19 protein-coding genes are annotated in these 21,319 nt (G+C 36.4%); 11 read left to right on the top strand and 8 right to left on the bottom strand.

Annotated features, from left to right (window positions below; all coding sequences use genetic code 11):
• Positions 1 to 204 precede the first annotated feature (204 nt).
• The 3 genes from AAOP42_RS19385 (at position 205) to AAOP42_RS19375 (ending at position 2,505) form a co-directional block, all read left to right on the top strand.
• The gene (locus tag AAOP42_RS19385; RefSeq protein WP_349530232.1) at positions 205 to 567 is read left to right on the top strand and encodes a LytR/AlgR family response regulator transcription factor; all 363 of its coding nucleotides are present in this window, start codon (positions 205 to 207) and stop codon (positions 565 to 567) included.
• A 138-nt stretch (positions 568 to 705) separates the two neighbouring features.
• Positions 706 to 1,794, top strand: a complete 1,089-nt coding sequence (gene gcvT, locus AAOP42_RS19380) for a glycine cleavage system aminomethyltransferase GcvT (RefSeq protein WP_349530231.1) — start codon at positions 706 to 708, stop codon at positions 1,792 to 1,794.
• The gene (locus AAOP42_RS19375) at positions 1,795 to 2,505 is read left to right on the top strand and encodes a 2-phosphosulfolactate phosphatase (RefSeq protein WP_349530230.1); all 711 of its coding nucleotides are present in this window, start codon (positions 1,795 to 1,797) and stop codon (positions 2,503 to 2,505) included. It abuts the gene before it with no gap.
• 11 nt (positions 2,506 to 2,516) lie between these two features.
• Here AAOP42_RS19375 and AAOP42_RS19370 read toward each other — a convergent pair whose 3' ends face one another.
• Positions 2,517 to 3,512, bottom strand: coding sequence for a DUF4407 domain-containing protein (locus AAOP42_RS19370; RefSeq protein WP_349530229.1), 996 nt, complete (start codon positions 3,510 to 3,512; stop codon positions 2,517 to 2,519).
• 437 nt (positions 3,513 to 3,949) lie between these two features.
• On the opposite strand from AAOP42_RS19370, the gene AAOP42_RS19365 reads away from it, so the two are divergent.
• The 5 genes from AAOP42_RS19365 (at position 3,950) to AAOP42_RS19345 (ending at position 10,282) form a co-directional block, all read left to right on the top strand.
• Complete coding sequence (locus AAOP42_RS19365; RefSeq protein WP_349530228.1) at positions 3,950 to 4,330, top strand: DUF4783 domain-containing protein; 381 nt, start codon at positions 3,950 to 3,952, stop codon at positions 4,328 to 4,330.
• Positions 4,331 to 4,442: 112 nt separating this feature from the next.
• Complete coding sequence (locus tag AAOP42_RS19360) at positions 4,443 to 4,643, top strand: hypothetical protein (protein ID WP_349530227.1); 201 nt, start codon at positions 4,443 to 4,445, stop codon at positions 4,641 to 4,643.
• A gap of 227 nt (positions 4,644 to 4,870) precedes the next feature.
• Positions 4,871 to 6,145, top strand: coding sequence for a Glu/Leu/Phe/Val family dehydrogenase (locus AAOP42_RS19355; protein WP_349530236.1), 1,275 nt, complete (start codon positions 4,871 to 4,873; stop codon positions 6,143 to 6,145).
• 58 nt (positions 6,146 to 6,203) lie between these two features.
• On the top strand, positions 6,204 to 6,863 hold the full coding sequence (locus tag AAOP42_RS19350) for a phosphatidylserine decarboxylase family protein (protein WP_349530226.1): 660 nt from the start codon (positions 6,204 to 6,206) through the stop codon (positions 6,861 to 6,863).
• Between the two features lie 497 nt (positions 6,864 to 7,360).
• Positions 7,361 to 10,282, top strand: coding sequence for an FAD-binding and (Fe-S)-binding domain-containing protein (locus tag AAOP42_RS19345; RefSeq protein ID WP_349530225.1), 2,922 nt, complete (start codon positions 7,361 to 7,363; stop codon positions 10,280 to 10,282).
• 4 nt (positions 10,283 to 10,286) lie between these two features.
• Here the strand turns inward: AAOP42_RS19345 and AAOP42_RS19340 are convergent, their stop codons facing one another.
• Together AAOP42_RS19340 and AAOP42_RS19335 are read right to left on the bottom strand one after the other, a co-directional pair.
• A complete protein-coding gene (locus AAOP42_RS19340) occupies positions 10,287 to 11,099 on the bottom strand; it encodes an arylamine N-acetyltransferase family protein (protein WP_349530224.1) in 813 nt (270 codons plus the stop codon).
• Positions 11,100 to 11,181: 82 nt separating this feature from the next.
• The gene (locus AAOP42_RS19335; RefSeq protein WP_349530223.1) at positions 11,182 to 11,961 is read right to left on the bottom strand and encodes an ion transporter; all 780 of its coding nucleotides are present in this window, start codon (positions 11,959 to 11,961) and stop codon (positions 11,182 to 11,184) included.
• A gap of 98 nt (positions 11,962 to 12,059) precedes the next feature.
• Between AAOP42_RS19335 and AAOP42_RS19330 the strand changes: the two genes are divergently transcribed.
• Both AAOP42_RS19330 and AAOP42_RS19325 read left to right on the top strand, forming a co-directional pair.
• A complete protein-coding gene (locus AAOP42_RS19330; protein ID WP_349530222.1) occupies positions 12,060 to 12,986 on the top strand; it encodes an SDR family oxidoreductase in 927 nt (308 codons plus the stop codon).
• A 1-nt stretch (position 12,987) separates the two neighbouring features.
• Positions 12,988 to 13,767 (top strand): glycoside hydrolase family 16 protein, encoded by a 780-nt coding sequence (locus AAOP42_RS19325; RefSeq protein ID WP_349530221.1) that lies wholly within the window; start codon positions 12,988 to 12,990, stop codon positions 13,765 to 13,767.
• Positions 13,768 to 13,769: 2 nt separating this feature from the next.
• On the opposite strand, the gene AAOP42_RS19320 is transcribed toward AAOP42_RS19325, so the two are convergent.
• The 5 genes from AAOP42_RS19320 to AAOP42_RS19300 form a co-directional block, all read right to left on the bottom strand.
• Positions 13,770 to 15,353, bottom strand: a complete 1,584-nt coding sequence (locus tag AAOP42_RS19320) for a peptide chain release factor 3 (protein ID WP_349530220.1) — start codon at positions 15,351 to 15,353, stop codon at positions 13,770 to 13,772.
• A gap of 150 nt (positions 15,354 to 15,503) precedes the next feature.
• The gene (locus AAOP42_RS19315) at positions 15,504 to 17,042 is read right to left on the bottom strand and encodes a YifB family Mg chelatase-like AAA ATPase (protein WP_349530219.1); all 1,539 of its coding nucleotides are present in this window, start codon (positions 17,040 to 17,042) and stop codon (positions 15,504 to 15,506) included.
• 91 nt (positions 17,043 to 17,133) lie between these two features.
• Complete coding sequence (locus AAOP42_RS19310) at positions 17,134 to 17,487, bottom strand: hypothetical protein (protein ID WP_349530218.1); 354 nt, start codon at positions 17,485 to 17,487, stop codon at positions 17,134 to 17,136.
• 82 nt (positions 17,488 to 17,569) lie between these two features.
• Entirely contained in the window at positions 17,570 to 19,264 is a 1,695-nt protein-coding gene (locus AAOP42_RS19305) for an ABC transporter substrate-binding protein (protein WP_349530217.1), read from the bottom strand.
• Between the two features lie 81 nt (positions 19,265 to 19,345).
• The gene (locus tag AAOP42_RS19300) at positions 19,346 to 19,582 is read right to left on the bottom strand and encodes a hypothetical protein (protein WP_349530216.1); all 237 of its coding nucleotides are present in this window, start codon (positions 19,580 to 19,582) and stop codon (positions 19,346 to 19,348) included.
• A gap of 175 nt (positions 19,583 to 19,757) precedes the next feature.
• Between AAOP42_RS19300 and AAOP42_RS19295 the strand changes: the two genes are divergently transcribed.
• The gene (locus AAOP42_RS19295) at positions 19,758 to 21,269 is read left to right on the top strand and encodes a hypothetical protein (protein ID WP_349530215.1); all 1,512 of its coding nucleotides are present in this window, start codon (positions 19,758 to 19,760) and stop codon (positions 21,267 to 21,269) included.
• The last annotated feature ends 50 nt before the right edge of the window (positions 21,270 to 21,319 follow it).

The raw sequence follows: 21,319 nt of genomic DNA, 5'->3' as shown, positions 1-21,319 counted from the left end.
ATTGGTCTTGATGAAGAAAAGATAAGAAAGTATGTTCAATATCAAGAGAAACAAGAAAAAGTAGAAGAACAGCAGAAGTTGGATTTTGGCCCCTTATAGGGGCTTTTCAAGTCCACCTTCTTAGAGGGTGGATTCTTTAATATTATGTGTATTTAGTAAAACAATATACTTTAACCACTTCAGACTGTTTGAAACAGTGAATATATGAAGGCAAGATATACATGTATAGCGATTGACGATGACCCATTATATTTAGAAATATTTGAATATATGGCAAACAAAGTCAAAAGCCTCCATCTGATAAAGACTTACACCAACTCTGTAGATGGTGCAATGGGAGCTGTAAAATATAAACCAGACATTTTGTTTCTGGATATTGAAATGCCCTATCTTGATGGATTTGAAGCAATGGCAGCTTTGATACATCGACCTAAAATAGTAATTGTTTCGGCTCACCTTAATTACAACACAAATAACCTTGATTTGGACATCTCCAAATTTGTAAGCAAACCAATCAAAGATCCTGTTCAATTGGAAAATATTGTAAAGGAAGTGATGAGAGAATAACTATTCTTCAGGTTCACATTTATATAATCCAATTTGAAGAACATTGTTATAAATAAAAGCTGTTTTTTATGTAATTATCTCACGGATTCCATGTAATTACTACATTTGCAACTCTTATATGAGACAAATCAAAAGAACATGAATGTAAAAAAAATAGCACTCAATGACTTGCATGAATCTTTGGGTGGAAAAATGGTGCCTTTTGCAGGTTTTAATATGCCAGTAAGGTACAGTTCCGATATTGAAGAACATAAGTGCGTGCGTGAAGCCGTAGGTGTTTTTGATGTGTCTCACATGGGAGAATTTTTGATACAGGGCACAGGGGCTTTTGATCTTATTCAAAGTATATCCAGCAATGATATATCTCAGATGATAAATGGTCAGGCACAATATGCTTGTTTGCCCAATGAAGAAGGAGGCATTATCGACGACTTTATTACCTACAAGTTGGACGATGAAAAATACCTGTTGGTGGTGAATGCTTCAAATATTGAAAAAGATTGGAATTGGATAAATAAATTCAACAAAAATAAAGTTCAGCTTAAAAATATTTCCGATGATATTTCACTTTTTGCAGTACAGGGGCCTAAAGCAATAAATACTTTACAGAAGCTCTCCAGTGTTGACTTGTCCGAGATCAAATATTATCATTTTATAAAAGATACTATAGGTGGTATCGATAATGTCATTATCTCGGCTACAGGATATACAGGTTCAGGGGGTTTTGAGTTATATGTGAAAAATGAATTTGCTCAATCGCTTTGGGAGAAAATATTTGAAGCTGGAGAAGAGTTTGGAATAAAGCCCATTGGATTAGGAGCGAGAGATACTTTAAGATTGGAAATGGGCTTTTGTCTGTATGGAAATGACATTGATGACACTACATCTCCGCTCGAAGCAGGACTTGGGTGGGTGACTAAATTCAGTAAGGAATTTACAAACTCAGCGAATCTCTTAAAACAAAAAGAAGAAGGTGTAAAAAGGAAACTTGTAGGGTTTGAATTGGAAGATAGGGGAATTCCCAGAGCGGGCTATGAAATAGTTGATGAGGAGGGAAAATCAATAGGAAAAGTAACTTCTGGCTCTATGTCTCCAATGATGGGTAAAGGTATTGGATTAGGTTATGTACAAACAGGCTTCCATACTCCTGGATCTACTATTTTTATTCAGGTAAGAAATAAAACACTTCAGGCAAAAGTTGTTAAACTCCCTATTTACAAAAAGTAATTGGCCAGAACAATAGACGTTTGTTTTTCTCCCGACCTTATAGATTCTTACGATCTGGAAGGAAAGATTGTGGTTGTAGTAGATATACTTCGAGCTACGTCCTGTATGGTAAGTGGTTTTGCAAGTGGAGTAAAGGGGATAATACCTGTGGCAACATTAGAAGAATGCAAAGAATATCAAAATAAAGGATTCATTTGTGCAGCAGAAAGAGGAGGGAAACAGGTTGATGGGTTTGAGTTGGATAACTCCCCTTTCAGCTATATGAATGAAAATCTGAAAGGCAAAACAATCTGTGCGACTACTACAAATGGCACTTTGGCCATATCAAAATCTATTAAAGCCTATAAAGTCATAATAGGTGCTTTTCTTAATCTTTCTGTGGTGGCTCTATATCTTAACAATCAGCCCAATGATGTAATTATTCATTGTGCCGGATGGAAGGGGAAAGTAAATATGGAAGACAGTCTGTTCGCTGGAGCCCTGATCGAAAAGCTGGAAAAAAGCCATACATTAAATTGTGATGCACCCCATATGGCGTTGAAGTATTACCAGGCTGTAAAAAATGAGCTACTACCGACCGTACAAAATTCAGCCCATGCAAAGCGTCTTTCAAAAATTGGAATAAATAAAGACATTGAATTTTGTTTGAAAATTGACAGGTTTGATGTCATTCCTGTTTTGTCAGGAAGTACTCTTGTTCGAATGGATTGATTTTTTGCTACTTAGGCATTAGATAAAGTCTTTTCCAAATTTATGTTCGAAGCAGCGATTTTTTCTTTTCTGTAATTGTCAAAATGATGCTCATGTACTTGCAAAAGGTTGTCATAAGGGCCACAGTTAGAAATAAGTTTTGTCAAAACGGGAGTTAATTCTAGTGCTACAAAAAGTAAAACGATAAACCAGTCAGCTATTTTGATAGTGTTGTATTTATGGCTCAGTCGATTTAAGGCTGTTAATTGCGAGGATATACCATAAACGTCTGGTTGGTTCAGGTTACTCAGTGTTGCGTTTTTTTCTGATTCCAGACTTTCAATTTTTGATTTCAGTTTTGCTATTGATTCGCCATTGGTTGTATTCAATAGGTCAAGCTCCTGCTGTGCTTTAATGGCATCATTTTGTTTGATTTTATAAATTGGCCCGGCATTTACTTTTCCAGATCCTCCAGTTCCATCTGCTTCTTTTTGAGCTATTCTGGCCAATTCATCCCTGTGCTTTTCTTTGGTTTTGATTTCATTTTTTAACTTTTGAATTGAGAACTCTATCGAATCAATACGAGGTGAGTATCTTAATAAAACACTTTCTTGCTGTTCTTTTAATATTTCTTCTTTAAGCAGCGAGAGTTCATTGTTTATCTCTTTTTCAAAAATTTTTATTTCTAATGGCTTAGAGATGATCAATGCAATCAATATGGCTAAGAGAATTCGGGGAGTAGCCTGAAGTAATTCCCTATACCAAATTTCGTTTTTACGCATACTGAGCACGATGTATCTGTCAAGGTTGAAGATCATTAACCCCCATAGTATGCCAAAAGAGATGGCATAAATCAGGGAATCAAATATTGTAAAAAGCGCATATCCTGAAGAAAGGGCGGCTAATAATCCAGTGAAGAAAATGGATGCTCCTATCCCAATGTATTTTGAATTTTCAATACTGCACCTCTTTAATAGAGTAGGTGATATCCCTGAACAATAAATAAAAAAAGATTCTAATTTAGTCAAAATGTATGGTTTAGTAATTGCTACTTTTCAATGCTAAGCCTGAATACGTAGAGAACCATGATAGGTTGTATAAAACAGTTCCTTTTTATACATAGTAGCTGATTCAAAAAAAAATCAGGACAAGATTTTAGAAGGAAACATGAACAATGCCTTAATAAATGAAAGGACACCTTCGACAGCAAAACCAAGAATTCTAAATGGAATTAACAAAATCCATATTATTGGATATAAAAATAAAATAACCAATGCGAGAGGCCAGCAAATGACTAATAAAATTAACCAGAGTAAAAATTTCATGATATTAAATTTTAGTTTGTTTTAGATACGCAAGTTCATGGATTATGGTTTGATTCTTATGTGGGAAAAAATCATATTGGTATTACTTGGAATTGGCACAATATTTGGCAAATCAACAAAATAAGAAATACCTTTAAGTAATGAGATATATATTATTCATACTATTTTTATCAATTTCGTCGGTTTCTTTTGGTCAGTCAACCACAGACAATGTAGCTATTGCACTGAAAACCGGAAGCTCCAGAGAGTTGATTAAGTATTTCAATACTGTGACGGAATTAAAGGTAGAAGATAAAGGAGCTAACTATAGCAAAGCCCAGGCTGAGTCAATAATAAAGGATTTTTTCACAAAATACCCACCTCAAAATTTTACCTATATTCATAAAGGCTCTTCCCCAGAGGGTTTGAAATATAATATTGGCAGATACACTTCCGATCAGGGTAGTTTCAGGGTAGTTATGCTTTTGAAACAAGTTCAGAGTCAATATGTAGTTGATACCATAAGTTTTAATAAAGAATAATTAAATATTCTCAAATCTACAAGTAGAGCAATTCGGCAGAATTGAAAAGTGAAATGGCAGGATTGTAATCTTTACTCTTTGTCTATTTGTAATGCAATCAACCAATAGAAAAATGCAAATTATTTGGTATAACTCGGTTTTAGGAGAATATCAATTTGGAGATTCTGATGAATTTAAAATCTCGCAATCAAAACTTGATGATCAAAATAGTTTAACTGTATTGATGGAGCTCCCGCTGGGAGATCAAAATTTGGCAAATAAAGTAATTGGTGAGTTGAATGTTGCGAAAGAAGAACAAGCATTGGTGCTTTGATCCGCAACCCCCAAAAAGAACCTTTTTCTCATAGCTAGTTTCAGTAAATTGAAACATAGTGTTAATAAGCAGCCCGATGGTCTTCCATCGGGTTTTTTTAGGCTCAAAATGCCCTTTTTAAAAGCTCAGGTTTGAATCTTTCAATTCGAATTTAACGTTGGTTCTAAAATTATACTCCAATTGAATTGGTAATTTTGCAATTCCAAAAAAAGAATAATTAAAAAATGATAAGCTATATAGAGCCAGCCCCAATAAAGGATAAGGAAAATCCTTTTGAGTCTATGATGTCAAGATTCCATATTGCCTCTCAGGCATTAGGTCTTGATGACGAAATTTACGAAGTGCTCAAGTCTCCAACAAAACAAGTGACAGTTAATCTGCCTGTCACTATGGATAATGGATCTATCAGAGTGTTTGAGGGTCATCGTGTTGTGCATTCCAATATTCTGGGACCATCGAAAGGAGGTGTTCGCTATGATATGGGAGTAAATATTGACGAAGTTAAAGCACTTGCCGCTTGGATGACCTGGAAATGTGCAGTGGTTGATATTCCCTATGGTGGTGCCAAAGGAGGAATAAAATGTAATCCTCGTGAAATGTCTCAAGGTGAAATAGAGAGGTTGACCAGGGCTTATACACAGTCTATGAATGAGATTTTTGGTCCAGACCGGGATATACCGGCACCAGATATGGGCACAGGTCCAAACGAGATGGCTTGGATGATGGATGAATATTCAAAGTCTAAAGGGATGACCGTAAATGCAGTAGTGACGGGAAAACCACTGGTACTTGGAGGGTCACTTGGAAGAACGGAGGCTACAGGGCGGGGAGTAATGATTTCAGCTCTGGCTGCAATGGAAAAAACAAAAATGAACCCGTTTGAAGCCAGGTGTGCTATTCAGGGTTTTGGAAATGTGGGATCATGGGCAGCAAAACTGCTGGGAGAAAGAGGTGTGAAAATAGTAGCTATTTCAGATGTGTCAGGTGCTTATTATAATGATCAAGGAATAGATATAGCAGAAGCTATTGAATACAGAGACAAGAACAATAAATCGTTGGAAGGGCTTCCTGGTGCAGAAAAGATTGAAGGATCGGAATTGTTGTTATTGGATGTGGATGTATTGATACCTGCGGCTATGGAAGATGTGATTACCAAGCACAATGCTGATAAAATTAAAGCAAAACTAATTGTAGAGGGAGCTAATGGGCCAACATCATATAAAGCAGATTCTATTCTCCATGAAAAAGGCATAATAGCTGTTCCTGATATTTTGGCTAATGCAGGGGGAGTTACGGTTTCATATTTTGAGTGGGTGCAGAATAGATTAGGGTACAAATGGACACGAGAGAGAGTAAACAGACGTTCAGACAGAATTATGAAAACTGCGTTCAATAATGTTTTTGAAACTTCTAAAGAATATGACGTATCTTTGCGAATCGCTGCATATATAGTAGCAATAAAAAAGGTATCACAAACTTATAAATACAGAGGTGGGTTTTAGAATCCTTTTATTTTGACTTCTAAATACGGCAAAACATTAACAAATACCAGTTATTTTTATGACTATACATAAGGAAGGAAGACTATTACTGTTAGTACTAGCCGTTTTATTCTTAGCTTTAAATTTTGGAGCAAGTTATTATTACCCTCAGGCATCTCTGCTACAGAACATAGTTCTGATTTCTACTATAATTTTTTTTCTGATTGTTTTACAGTTTTTTAGAAGCCCTAAGATAATTACTCATGCTAATGAAAAGCTTGTTATCGCTCCTGCAGATGGCAAGGTGGTTGTGATAGAAGAGGTGCTGGAAAAAGAGTATTTCAACTCTAAAAGAAAGCAAATATCTATTTTTATGTCGCCTGTTAATGTACATGTAAACAGGAGTCCGGTTTCAGGAATTGTCAAATATTTCAAGTATCACGCAGGTAAGTATCTGGTAGCATGGCATCCTAAGTCAAGTACAGAAAATGAGCGAACTACTATGGTTCTGGATTTGGGAAATGGTTTAGAAGTTCTTGTTCGTCAAATAGCGGGAGCTCTGGCTCGTAGAATTAAGTGGTATGTTGACGAAGGAACACAAATTAAACAAGGAAATGAATTTGGGTTCATAAAATTTGGGTCTCGGGTTGATGTTTTCCTCCCAATTGATGCAGAAGTCAGGGTAAATATAGGAGATAAAACAAAGGGAGGAAGGACTATTCTTGCAGAGCTTCCTTAGTATAATGTGAATTTGCTTTAAGTGACAATGAAAGTTGCTCTAATTCAATACCTAAAAGGAAGGTTTCTACAGGCATTATAGAGTAACCAGGTTGATCTGAAAGTGTTTGGTTTTTTCTTGGGTTTGGTAATGAGTTGTATGTCATTGCTAAACAGCTGAAAAACACCCATAATTCTAGTCTGTCAGACGAGCAAATCTTCTTCTTTAACCTTCAAATTTAACTTCCAAAACGTGTTTTTGTATTTCCTGTTCTAAATCAAAAATCATTATCAGAACAAAGAATTCGGTAATTTAACCTCAAACCATTTCTTATTTCATAACATAAATTGTTTATGTTTCTTACTCCAAATTCACATTAAAGCAAATTGTGTAATTGCATACAAAATGTTTTTCATATATACAGGTTGTTTACAATCATCCAAGTAGTTTTATTCATGCAAATGGAATTTAACATTTAACGAATGAAGACATTTTATTTTTTCTAATTTTGCGCTGCAATGAATAGAGAACTGACAGAATTACAGAGCAGCCTGGATGGCGAGTTGTTTTTTGATGAGACCATGCGAAAGTTATATGCAACAGATGCTTCTGCATATAGAGAAATGCCATTGGCTGTGGCTATGCCAAAAAACGAATCTGACATCAAGTTATTGATAGCCTTTGCTCATAAAAATGCTACTTCCCTTATTCCAAGAACGGCAGGTACTTCATTGGCTGGTCAGGTTGTTGGTGGTGGAATCATTGTGGATGTGTCTAAGCATTTCTGCGAGGTACTTGAAGTAAACGAATCAGAAAACTGGGCTCGGGTTCAGCCGGGTGTTATCCGTGATGACCTTAACAGGTATTTGAAAAATTACAACAGGTATTTTGGTCCGGAAACCTCCACTGCCAACCGAGCAATGATCGGTGGAATGGTCGGCAACAATTCCTGCGGATCAAATTCCGTGGTTTATGGAAGCACCAGAGATCATTTGTTGGAAGTAAAAGGTTTTCTTTCTGATGGTACTTACACCACTTTTAAGTCAATGTCAGGTGAAGAGTTTCTGGCTGCAATGCATTCGGATTCAGAGCTTGAAGCAAGCATTTATAAGGCTATAAATGAAATGCTCTCTTCTTCACAAAACGTTGAAAATATAAAGAGAGAGTTTCCTAAACCTTCGATTGAAAGAAGAAATACAGGTTATGCCATAGACATGCTGGCTATCAATAAGCCTTTTAATCCAGAAGGTGAAGACTTTAATTTTTGCAAACTAATAGCTGGCTCAGAGGGGACTTTGATGTTCATTACTGAAATCAAACTCAATACAATTCCCCTGCCATCCAGGCACAAAGCACTGGTTTGCATCCATTGCGAGGATGTCAATGAATCTTTACGAGCCAATCTGATTGGTTTAAAATACGGCCCACACGCCAGTGAATTGATGGACCATTATATTCTTGAATGTACCAAAAAGAATACCGAACAACAGAAAAACAGGTTTTTCGTCCAAGGTGATCCCGGGGCAATTTTGGTTGTGGAACTAGTTGCTGAAAATGAGGAAGCACTAGATAAGAAGTGCAATGCACTTATTGATGAATTGAAAAAAGAAAACCTAGGCTATCATTATCCCATAGTTACGGGTGAGGATGTAGGGAAAGTTTGGAATCTGCGAAAGGCAGGTTTGGGATTGCTTTCCAACATACCGGGAGATGCCAAGGCCGCTCCTGTCATTGAAGATACGGCTGTAGATGTGCAGGACCTGCCTCAGTATATCATTGACTTCAATGAGATTTTGAAAAAGCACAATATGAGCTGTGTGCACTATGCACATGCTGGTTCCGGAGAGCTTCATTTGCGGCCAATAATAAATCTGAAAACAAAAGAAGGGCACGAACAATACAGAACGATTGCTACAGAAATAGCCCATTTGGTTAAAAAATACAAAGGCTCATTGAGCGGGGAACACGGAGATGGCCGGCTGAGGGGTGAGTTTATCAAAACCATGATTGGTGATAGCAACTACCAGTTGCTTGAAGACCTGAAAAACACGTGGGATCCTAAAGGGATATTTAATCCCGGGAAAATTACTAACACACCTCCGATGGATTCCAACCTGAGGTATGAAGCCGATAGGGTAGAACCTGAAATAGAAACCTATTTTGACTGGAGCAAAAATCAGGGTGTGCTCCGTTCAGCGGAGCTTTGCAATGGTTCCGGTGATTGTAGAAAGTCTCCTATGAGTGGAGGAACGATGTGTCCTAGTTTTATGGCCACCCGCAATGAAAAAGATACTACCCGTTCCAGGGCAAATATCCTTCGGGAAATCCTTACGAACTCTGAAAAACCGAACAGGTTTGACAGTGAAGAGATCAAAGAAGTAATGGACTTGTGCTTGTCTTGCAAAGGGTGTAAATCTGAGTGCCCATCCAATGTGGACATGGCCAGGTTGAAGGCAGAGTTCCAACAAAATTATTTTGATGTACATGGTATTCCGTTGAAAACGAAACTGACGGGTCGTTTCAATCAAGGTATGAAGATGGCATCAATTTTTCCTCCGGCATACAACTTCATGGTTGGGAATCCTGTAATGGGAAAAATATTCAAGTCTTTTATGGGAATTGCTGAACAAAGGCCAATGCCCAGAATGCCCAAGCAGACATTGAAGAAATGGTATAAAAAGACTTTCAAAAGTGCTGTGTCTAAGGATACCCAAACAGTCTATCTGTTTGCTGATGAGTTTACCAATTTTCAGGATGTTGAAATTGGAAAAAAAGTGATACAGCTACTGGATAGACTAAATTACAATGTGATTATTCCGGAACACGAGGAAAGCTGCCGTACTTTTATATCGAAGGGCATGTTGAAAGAAGCTATCCCGGTAATCAATAAAAACATCAAAGCCCTGTCTGGGTTAGTAACAAAAGAAACTCCTTTGATTGGAATTGAGCCTTCTGCAATTTTAACTTTGAAAGATGAATATCCGGATTTATGTGATGCAGAATTGAAGGAAAAATCACTGAAGCTTGCGGAAAACATCCTGACCTTTGAAGAGTTTATCACACAAGAATTCGAGAATGGAAATATCAAGAGCGCATCATTTAAGACCGAGGAAAAATTGGTAAGGGCACATGGCCATTGTCATCAAAAAGCATTATCGTCGGTAGTTACTTTAAAGAAAGCATTGTCTATTCCTGAAAATTATACTGTGCAAATGATACCATCGGGTTGCTGTGGTATGGCAGGTTCTTTCGGATATGAAAAGGAACATTACGATGTTTCAATGAAGATCGGGGAACTGGTTCTTTTTCCGACTGTAAGAAGCACAACAGAAGATACTATAATAGCTGCACCGGGAACAAGTTGTCGTCATCAGATACATGATGGCACGGGTAGAAATTCTAAACATCCGGCAGAAATTCTGTTTGAAGCACTGATGTAAGGAATCATTGGTTTTTTCTTAATCTGATATTAAAATGCTCCCAAAGCTTGACAACAAATTCATCATTATTTAGAATAGGGAATTCTTCTTTTTTACCCATTTTGGTAATAGTAAACGCATTGTCGGTAAGTGTTAGTCTGCCATTAATTGTAGGTTGGCTAATTAGTTTTTTTTGTGTGAAAGGAGACTTGGGACTGGTCTGATGATACTGACACATCGCAATGAACTCTACAAACTGATGCTGTTTTTTAGAAAAAACATATTCCTTTTTATAAGAAAATGAATCGTTTGAACTTTGCAAAACAAAATTGCCATCAGGCAAATCGTCAATTCTAAAATACCTGTTGTAGTCCATTTGTATTTTGTCCGGGACAAATTCCAACGGAGACAAAAAAGACCTTCCAAACCCCACATCCACCAGCCATTGCTTATCATCCAGATAAACGATTATCAGTAAATGATCAAATTTTGGCCCCAGTATTCCATTTTCGGAATACATGCTTGCGGATATAATCTTTGCCTGAAAACCCAATCCGATGAGCAAATGGTAAAACAATCCGTTTAGTTCATAACAAAACCCACCCCTTTGTTGATTGACAATTTTGTTGAAAATTTTTTGTACATCTAGTATAATTTGATTGCCAATGTGGATATCAAGATTCTCAAATGGAATATTATACTGGTGGTTTCGATGTATTTGTCTTAAAAACTTCAGTGAAGGCTTATATTCCCGGCTACAGTTTATTCGCTTGAGGTAAGCATCTATATCCAATGAACTACCACTGGATTTTTTTTCAAACAGATCGTACTGTGCCATAATTGATCATAATTACCACAAATTACTTTTTCTTTGGAATTTCGTGTTAACCGGGAGTACTGAGAATTTTTTCGAGAACCAGCTAGCTTTTATTCAGCTTATCTATTTTTTCGCTCATGGAATCTATTTTAGATTCAAGGCTTTCCACTTTGGAAGTCATTTCATTCAATTTTACCACAATGTCCTCATCTTCGATAAAGAAGTCTGTAATAGTACCCGTAAGCGTACTGAACATTACCATTCCCAATAGTATAAGTGCTACAGATAAAAACTTTCCCTCGGGTGTCATTGGTGGGATATCCTGTAAAAAGCCAACGGTAATGGTGGTAATTGTTGTCCACCAAAGCGAGTCGCCAATAGAGTTGATGTGTGGGTTCACATTTTTTTCCAGATGATGGAAACTCAAAGTGAATAAAAGGATAATGCCACAACTTAATATGATTAGGTTTTTAAATGAGTTGAACGAATTTTGCCTGCTGAAAAACGTAAAGACATATTTGGCAGATCGCAATACCCTTAATATTCGAATGATACGTACGAGTCTTCCTGCTCTCAATATATCGACCGTAGGAATTGATGATATTAAATCGATCCAATGTATCCTGAAATACTTCCATTTATTTTCCGCTCGGATAATTCCGGAAGCAAAGTCATACAGAAAGAGCATACATATTCCAAAATCAACCAGTTCCAATACCTCTTTGAGCTTATCAGGATAAGTAATAATAGAACTAATATACAGTTCGATTACTACATATATAGAAAGCCATAGAAGGATCTGCTGAAACAAAGATATGTCATCAGGTTCTCCACCGGGCTTGCCTGTACGATCTACAATAACTATTTCTTTCTGTTCTTCCAATTCGCTGAGTTATTTCTATTAATGTTCTAAATTAAATAAAAAATCATACTTTATTTGCCTCTGTATTGAATATGGAAAAGATTTAACAATTTCATTAAATGAAAATATTAATAACAGGTTCCAATGGTTTGTTGGGGCAAAAACTAGTTGGTCTTTTGTTGACTAAAGGGGTAAAAGTAATAGCAACAGGAATTGGGACAGACAGAACCAATAACAATAGTATCAATTATACCTATACCCAGCTGGACATCACAAATCAGGAAGAAGTAGAGCAAGTAATAGGGCATCATGAGCCGGATGTGGTGGTGAACACTGCTGCTATGACTAATGTAGATCAGTGTGAAACAGAAAAGAAAAGATGTCGAAAATTGAATGTGGATGCAGTCAGATACATTGTTGAAGCATGTGAAACAAACGATACTTTTTTAATACACCTTTCCACCGATTTTATTTTTGATGGAGAAAATGGTCCTTACAAGGAGGGCGACATTGCAAACCCAATTAGCTTTTATGGAGAAAGTAAACTGGATGCCGAGGAAATAGTGATAAAGAGTAAAACAAAATGGGCAATACTGAGAACAGTGCTTGTATATGGAGTAGTTCCCAGCATGAGTCGATCCAATATTATCCTCTGGGTCAAGGACAGTATCGAGAATAAAAAAAACATAAAGGTGGTAACAGATCAGTGGAGAACACCAACGCTGGCAGAAGATCTTGCCATGGGTTGCTATCTGACAGCTATCAAAAAAGAGACGGGTATTTTTAACATATCAGGAAAAGATATGCTTACCCCGTATGATATGGCTATAAAAACTGCCAACTATTTCAATCTGGATCAATCATTTATAGCAAAGGCGGATTCTACCACATTTTCCCAAACTGCCAAAAGGCCTGCCAAAACAGGTTTCACTATTGATAAAGCAATCTCAAAACTTGGATATGAACCGCATTCATTTGATGAGGGAATAGCTATATTAGATGGTCAGATGAAGGAATTACAAAAGATCCAATCTGAACGAAAATGATATGAAAAACATTTTTTCAACCTTATTTATACTCCTCTTTGCCTGTGTCGTTATGGCGCAAAGACCAGCACAAGGTCCTATGTCCACAGACAAATTCAACCCAAAGAAATCGGGGTATAAATTGGTGTGGGAAGATGAATTTAAGGGTGATCAACTTGATACGACCAAGTGGAAAGTTCGTGGAATAGGCCCCAGAGCAATAGCTTATGTTTCGGAAGAAGCGGTGAAAGTTGAAGACGGATATTTGAAATTGTTTGCTTTAAAACAAGGTGATAAGATGTTGGGCAGTGCTGTTGGAACGCAAGGTCTTTTCATGTCAAAGTATGGTTACTATGAATGCCGTGCCCAACTACAAAAATCACAAGGTGTCTGGGCAGCTTTTTGGATTCAATCGACTAACATATCAAAAGGAGAAGACCCGTCTATATATGGTGCGGAAATAGATATAATGGAGTTTTTCAAGAAACTGGGAACGGATATAGTGTCACACAATGTACATTGGGCGTACGGACCAAACCAGCAAACTACTCATGGCATGCAGAGTTACCTGAAAGGCGTGAGCGAAGGTTTTCACACATTTGGCTTGGAATGGTTTCCCGATAAGTACATTTTTTATATTGATGGACTTAAGTTTTACGAGGTGACTCAGGGCATATCAAATATTGAAGAATACATGATCCTGAGCATGGAGTACCCCGGCAATCGGGAAGAAATCAGTAAAACCGTTTTTCCAGATGTGTTTATAGTTGATTATGTTAAAGTCTATCAGATAAAGGAGTAATCTTAAAATTCTGAAGTGAAATGGTAGTTGATTTCTGGAAAATTGTCCTGTACCATTTGCAACCAGGCTTTGGTTTCTGCCATAAATACACGTTTACCATCTTTGTCTTGTGCAATATGCCTGTATTTAGAGTCCACAAATTCATCCATTTTCTTTTTGTTTTCACTGCTAATCCAGCAAGCCTTATACAAGTTTATGGGAGCAAACCTACAGGTAGCATTGTATTCGTGTTTCAACCTGTGTTGGATTACCTCAAATTGAAGGGCACCAACGGTTCCTACCACTTTTCTGGAGCCCATTTCGTAAGTAAACAACTGCGCAACACCTTCGTCCATCAACTGCATCAGTCCCTTTTCCAACTGTTTTGTTTTCATGGCGTCCATGTTGATCACTTCCCTGAAGATCTCAGGAGAAAAACTAGGGATGCCTTTGTACATTCCTTTTTCTCCTTCGCTTAAAGTGTCTCCTATTTTTAGGTTGCCAGTATCATAGAGTCCAACAATATCTCCCGGGAAAGCCTCGTCAATGATTTCTTTGCTTTGAGCCATGAAAGCCGTGGCATTAGAAAAACGGAAGTTTTTATCGAGTCTTACATGATGGTAATTTTGTCCCCTTTGGAATATCCCGGCACATACCCTCACAAAAGCAATCCTGTTTCTATGCTTTGGATCCATATTGGCATGTATTTTAAATACAAATCCTGAAAATTTATTTTCTGTGGGGTTAATTTGTCTTAACTCAGTTTCTCGATCCAGTGGAGGTGGTGCTATGTTGATAAAACAATCAAGCAGTTCTCGAACACCAAAATTGTTGACGGCACTTCCAAAAAATACCGGCGCAACTTCTCCGTTTTTGTAGGCATTTAAGTCCAGATCTGAATACACTCCATCTACCAGCTCTACATCTTCTCTCAATTTGGCAGCACTAGATTGTCCTAATAAGTCATTCAGTATTGGATCATTAACATTTTCAATGCTGATGGTGTCTGTATCGTCCAGTTTTTGTTTGCTGGCCTGAAATAGCAATAGTTTTTTTTCATACAAACTATATACCCCCTGAAATGATTTTCCCATACCTATGGGCCAACTCATTGGATGAACCTGAATGTTGAGCTTTTCTTCTATTTCATCGAGCAAATCATAAGGGTCTTGCCCTTCTCTGTCGAGTTTATTGATAAAAACCATTACCGGAGTGTTTCGCATCCGGCATACTTCCATCAATTTTTCGGTTTGAATCTCTACCCCTTTCACACAGTCGATTACCATTACTACACTATCTACCGCTGTTAAAGTACGGTAGGTATCCTCTGCAAAATCCTGGTGACCCGGAGTATCAAGTAAGTTTATTTTTACATCTTTATAATTGAAACCCATTACTGAAGTGGCCACAGAAATACCCCTTTGCTTTTCTATTTCCATAAAATCAGAAGTGGCATGTCGGTCAATTTTATTGGACTTTACAGCTCCGGCAGTTTTTATCGCACCACCAAAAAGCAACAACTTTTCTGTCAGTGTAGTTTTCCCTGCATCGGGGTGACTGATGATACCAAATGTCCTTCTTTTCTGTATTTCTTCAGCTAAGTTCATGAGAATAAAATAAAATTGGGCGCAAAGTTAATTGATTAAATGAATTGAATAAAGTGAGATCAAATAAGCTTTTTGGAATAAGCAATTACCGTAATGTTATTCAACAATAGTAACGGTCTTTGGCTAATCAATGGTTTTAGAAGGAAATATTTACCCAGCCCAATTTTCTCTGTCCAAACTTCTATACTGAATGGCTTCAGCAAGATGCTCGATCATTATGTCCTCTTTTCCTGCAAGGTCTGCAATGGTTCTTGATACTCGAAGAATTCTGTCATAAGCTCTTGCCGAAAGTCCGAGTTTTTCCATTGCTGTTTTAAGTAATTTTTTTCCTGCTTCATTTATCTGACAGACTTCTTTTAGAGTTTGAGAACTCATCATGGCATTGTGATAAATGGTTGGCTGATCCTTAAATCTTTTAGATTGAACCTCTCTTGCTTGTATTACCCTCTCTCTTATTTCCGTACTACTTTCAGATTTGCGATCTGCAGTCATTTGATCGAATGAAACCGGTGTTACCTCCACATGCAAGTCGATTCTATCGAGTAAAGGACCGCTTACTTTGTTTAAATATCTTTGCACAATCCCGGGAGCACAAACACATTCTTTTTCAGGATGATTATAATAACCACATGGGCATGGGTTCATGCTGGCGATTAGCATAAAATTGGCGGGAAAATCCATTGAAACTTTTGCGCGAGAAATGGTAACTTTTCTTTCTTCAAGTGGTTGCCTCATTACTTCCAGTACAGTTCTTTTAAATTCTGGCAGTTCGTCTAAAAAAAGCACACCGTTATTAGCGAGAGAAATTTCTCCTGGTTGAGGAATTCCGCCACCTCCTACAAGAGCCACATCACTTATGGTGTGGTGGGGAGAACGAAACGGACGGGTAGAAATTAATGACGAATTGGCACCTAACTTGCCAGCAACAGAGTGAATTTTTGTGGACTCTAGTGCCTCATGCAATGTGAGTGGGGGAAGAATAGATGGCAGTCGTTTTGCCAGCATCGTTTTGCCAGCTCCTGGTGGTCCGATCATTATTACATTATGTCCTCCGGCAGCAGCAATTTCTAATGCGCGCTTGATATTTTCCTGACCCTGTACATTGGCAAAATCTGCTTCATATCCACTTAGGTTATGATAAAATACATCACGAGTGTCATATTTGATTGCCTCAATTTTTTCAGTTCCATTTAAATGATTGATGGCTTGGGTTATCGATTCTGCACCTAGTATTTCAAGATTATCAACTATGGCTGCTTCCTGGGCATTTTCTTTTGGGAGAATGAAACTGTTAAAACCTCTTTTTCTTGCTTCTATTGCAATGGGTAAAGCTCCTTTTATGGGTCTCAATTGACCATCTAGTGATAGCTCTCCCATAATAATGTAACCCTCAAGATTTTTAGAAATAATTTGTCCAGATGCTTCCAATATTCCAATAGCAATTGGAAGGTCGTAGGCAGAGCCTTCTTTTCTAATGTCAGCAGGAGCAAGGTTCACAATTACTTTTTGGCGAGGCATATTGAAACCATTTTGCTTCAATGCCGAATCTATTCTTTGCTCGCTTTCTTTTACTGCTGAATCTGCCAATCCAACCATAAAAAACTTAGTTCCGGTTCCTACATTTACTTCAATCGTAATGGTGGAGGCATCAACTCCATATACAGCACTACCGAAAGTCTTTGCTAACATTTATCCTAAATTGTTTTAAGAGGTTAATTTTAAAATATAGTGTTGATACTTTTTGACCTGCACTTCTCTTTTGAATTGGGGAAATGTCATCTTATTCATCGTTCGTATTCTCTTCCTTATCTGTCGGCTGTGATGTTTCTGAATCTTTCGGCAACACTTCTCTTTGATCATAAAGTTTACTTTTTAGATTTACTACATCACTTTCCAGAACTTTGATTTTTCTGTTTAAGCTTAAAATGTGAATGTTTTCTATAATAAGTTCTATCAGAAAGAGGATCAAACCGAAACCACCTAATTTCAGCACAAAACGGAGGAGTCCGGCCCAGGTATCGACGAAATCCCAATCCCATTTTAAGACAAGATTTTCGTAGTTAATGGCAATAAATCCTCCAAAGAGAAAGAATATTATATATGTGAGATAAAAAATGCGTTTGAACTTTTTCATTTTATGATTTTCCTATAGTAGTACACAAATTAGGAATTAATCAGCTAAAACATGGTGAAAAAGGGAACAATTTTAAAAGGTATTAGTCAATTTCCCTGGCTAGTTTGAAAGAAGTGACATCATAGCCTGGTTTCAGGCTTGAAATATTCAGATTCGTGAATTTTTTGCTAATGGCAATTTTGTTTTTGGCAAAGTATAAAAACACCATGGTGGACTCGTCATGTAGTATTTTTTGAAATTCAAATAAGCTATTTCTTCTTTGTACAGAGTCTTCAGCATAGTTTATAGCTTGAATTAAAGAATCGCTTTTTGCATTTCCAAAACCTGTGAAATTCATTCCTCCGGATCTGGCTGCATCTGTGCTAAATAATCCTGAGAAGTTGTAAGAAAAAGGACTCCCATTAAATGCCCCTATTGTGATATCAAAATTTCGATCTTTTACCATTTTTCTAACAGTACGGTCATCGTAAGAAATGGCGGAGATTTTAATTCCTGCTTTTTGAGCTTCTGATACAAAAATCTGAGCGATGTTTTCATAAACAGAGTTTTGTTTATGAATTAAAGTAAATTCTACAGGCTTTTCTTCTCCTTCCTGATACCAATGGTTGTTGACCTTTTTCAAGCCGGATTGTGTAAGTAATTCAAAGCACTTTGAAGAATCATATTTGTAAGGTACAATCTTATCGTTGTAGTAGAATTTTTTTGCAGGGTTTATTGGCCCTATAGTTGGTTGTCCATAACCGCTTTCAACTGATTCTACGATTTTGGTTTTATCTATTAGATGAACCAAAGCGTGCCTTATTTTCTTATCATTTAAATATCGGGCTTCTGAATTAAAACCAATGTATGTAAATGTGTATTTTAATGGGCTAAATAAATTATAACGTTTTTTAAAGCCCTCATCTTTTTCTAATTGGATAAACTCATTCGAAGGAATGTCATCCATTACATCAATATCTCCATTTTTCAGGGCATATATTGCCGTTATAGTCTCTGGGATACTATAGTAAGTTATTCTATCAGGATTGGCATTAATATAGTCAACATTGACCATACTATTTCCCCACCAATTCTTGTTTTTTGTCAGGGTAATACTTTTACCCTGTTCCAAATGTGAAATCTTGTATGATCCTGATGAACTAAAAAATGCATCATTATGCTTGTAGTTATCCTTGGTAAATGTTTTAAAAAAAGAAATTACTTTTTCATCATTGGCTATTTCTTCAGGTATTAAATCAAAGTCTGACAGACGTATATGATCTAATAAACCTTCCGGATCAAATTTAGCCTTTTCAAGAATCCCAAAATCGCCTGTCAACCTTAACAGATCATGTTTATTACCTTTAGTCAAAAGTTGAAAAACTTTAATATTATCTTCATTACATATAACATCTTTAATTCGACTATAGTAAGATGATATTCCTACATTTTCCTTTAAAGGAAGTTTGTAAGCTTTTAAAGAAAACCCAATATCTTGAGAAGTAATAGGGGCACCATTGTCCCACTTAGCTTCGTCTCGAAGCGTAAATTTAAATAGATAGCCTGTATCTAATTCTATTACTTCCGGCAAACCAATTGCAAGTAACGGTTTGAACTTTGCCCTACCATCAAGAAACAATAATTCATTAAATGTTTTTCTTTGAATATCATGAGCATGATATGAACCATTTATTAAATAGTTCAGCGATTGTGGAAAATGATCCGACCTTACTTTTACTTCATTCTGCTTGGTCTTTTCAATATGAATACATGAAACAAGACAAAATGATAGTATCAAATGCTTAATGATATTTGAACACTGTGGCATATACAATATTAATCATTCATATTGTAATATGTCCTTTTACTTTAATTAGGATCAATCCCAACCATCGTGTCCTATTGGAAGAGTGTCATCACCATCTTTAAAGATTAATGTGTTTTTCTTGTCTGTAAATAGTTTGCTATTGTATTTTGAACGTTTTTTTATCTCAATTTCTGAAACATTGTACATGTTAGTTCTGTTAAAAGAAGACAACTGAGCATTTTGTGAATCGGAAACGCTACCAAAATTTAAACCAATACTTAGGAAGAATAATGTGATGAAATGTGCCATAACTGTTGTTTTTTATATGTTTAAAATAATTACAATACAATGTTCGGGCTTATCATTATTATTTCTTGGGACACATTGATACCTCCAGTAACAGTAAAAAATATTATGAAAAAATTGGAAATATGCCTATTTTTGTTTTTTGTTAGTCATATTTAATAAATTAAACTACACCAGCATGAAAGAAATTAATAAATTAGTTGACATAGTAACAACACGTTTAAAAAATAATTACGGAGTTCTGGATTTAACAGGTGAAACTGAAAACCCTAGCAAAGAACAGCAACTATATAACGGCGTATTACAAGGTCTTTATCCAAATGATGAAATAGCTGCTCAGGTAATGTACGATAGCGACATTTATGATCAGCGATTTAGAATGCTTAAATCGAGGTTACGCCACAAGTTATATGATTACCTTTTTCACGTAGAATTTAACGATAGCCGATTTAATATCTCTACTCAACATAGACTAGAATGCCAGGAATACATATATAAAGCTAATATTCTTTTTGTTAGTAATGAGTATGCTATGGCTGAAAAGCAAATAAATAAGGCATTTGCCATTGCTGAAGAGGCTGAGTTTACTGATATACTTATCGATGGTTTCGAAATATTAAGACAAATTTATTCCAAAGATTGTAAGCCCACTGATTTTGAGAATACTATTGATAGGTTGGACAAACTCCGAAAACTCTACAATGTTGAAGAGTATGCCAATGATATTTATTTTAAGAATAGAATGCTTCTTAGTAAGTCGATTCATTCAAGAAAGTCAAATATCCAAACTACCTTAGATACTGTGGCCATATTGGAGAGACTCTGGAAAGAGACAGGTTCGTTTAACATATTTGAACACTATTACTTTTTAAGAGGTTGGTACTTAGAACTTGTTGGAGATTACAATGGAATAGTGAAACATACTCAGCAGGCAGAAAAGGATGTGGCTAAAATGAAGGTAAATCCTATGCGATTTGATGTGAGGTTTAATATCTATATCAGAACATTTGCATACTTGTGCTTAAAAGAGTTCGACAAAGGGTTTGTTTCCGCAGAGGAAGGTATGAAAACCATTGAGCCAACAACCAGGAACTGGTTTGCACACATGGAAAATTATTTTCTGTTGGCAATGCACACCAGAGACTATAAAAAAGCTTCAGAAATTTATGATAAGGTTATAAAAAATTCCAGTTTGAAGAAGGTCAGCAAAAAGGCTTCTGAACGATGGAAATTAATGAAGGCATATCTGAATTTTGCTGCACCTGAACTGCAAATTATCAAAAGGGTTACTTTCTCAGATTTTTATAATTCAATGGAACATTATAATAAAGATAAGAAAGGGTACAATTTGTCTTTAATCATTTTGGAATTTATGCATATGATGAATAAGGGTAATTTTGACTTGGCACTGAATAAAATAGAGGCGATTGAGAAATATTACTATAGACATCTTAATGAGCCTGGAAAAAATCCTAGAGAAAAACAATTTTTCAAGCTTATCAAAACTTTAATAAGTTCTGGATATAATCCAACAGAAGCAAGAATTAATGGGCAAAAATATGTTGACAAACTTGTCGAAAAGAATCAACATGAACCATTTACAGATCCGGAAATCATTCCGTACGAACATCTTTGGGACTTAATGCTCAATAATATTGAGAAAAATAAAGAAGTTGTTTCATTGGCTTAAGTAGCTTTTAAACAAAACAAAAAAGGAATCTCATGGGATTCCTTTTTTGT

Source organism: Reichenbachiella sp. MALMAid0571, from assembly GCF_040151475.1.
Classification (GTDB): Bacteria; Bacteroidota; Bacteroidia; order Cytophagales; family Cyclobacteriaceae; genus CAXBNB01.
The sequence above is the reverse complement of the archived record's forward strand: the minus strand, read 5'-3'. Positions and strand labels throughout refer to the sequence as shown.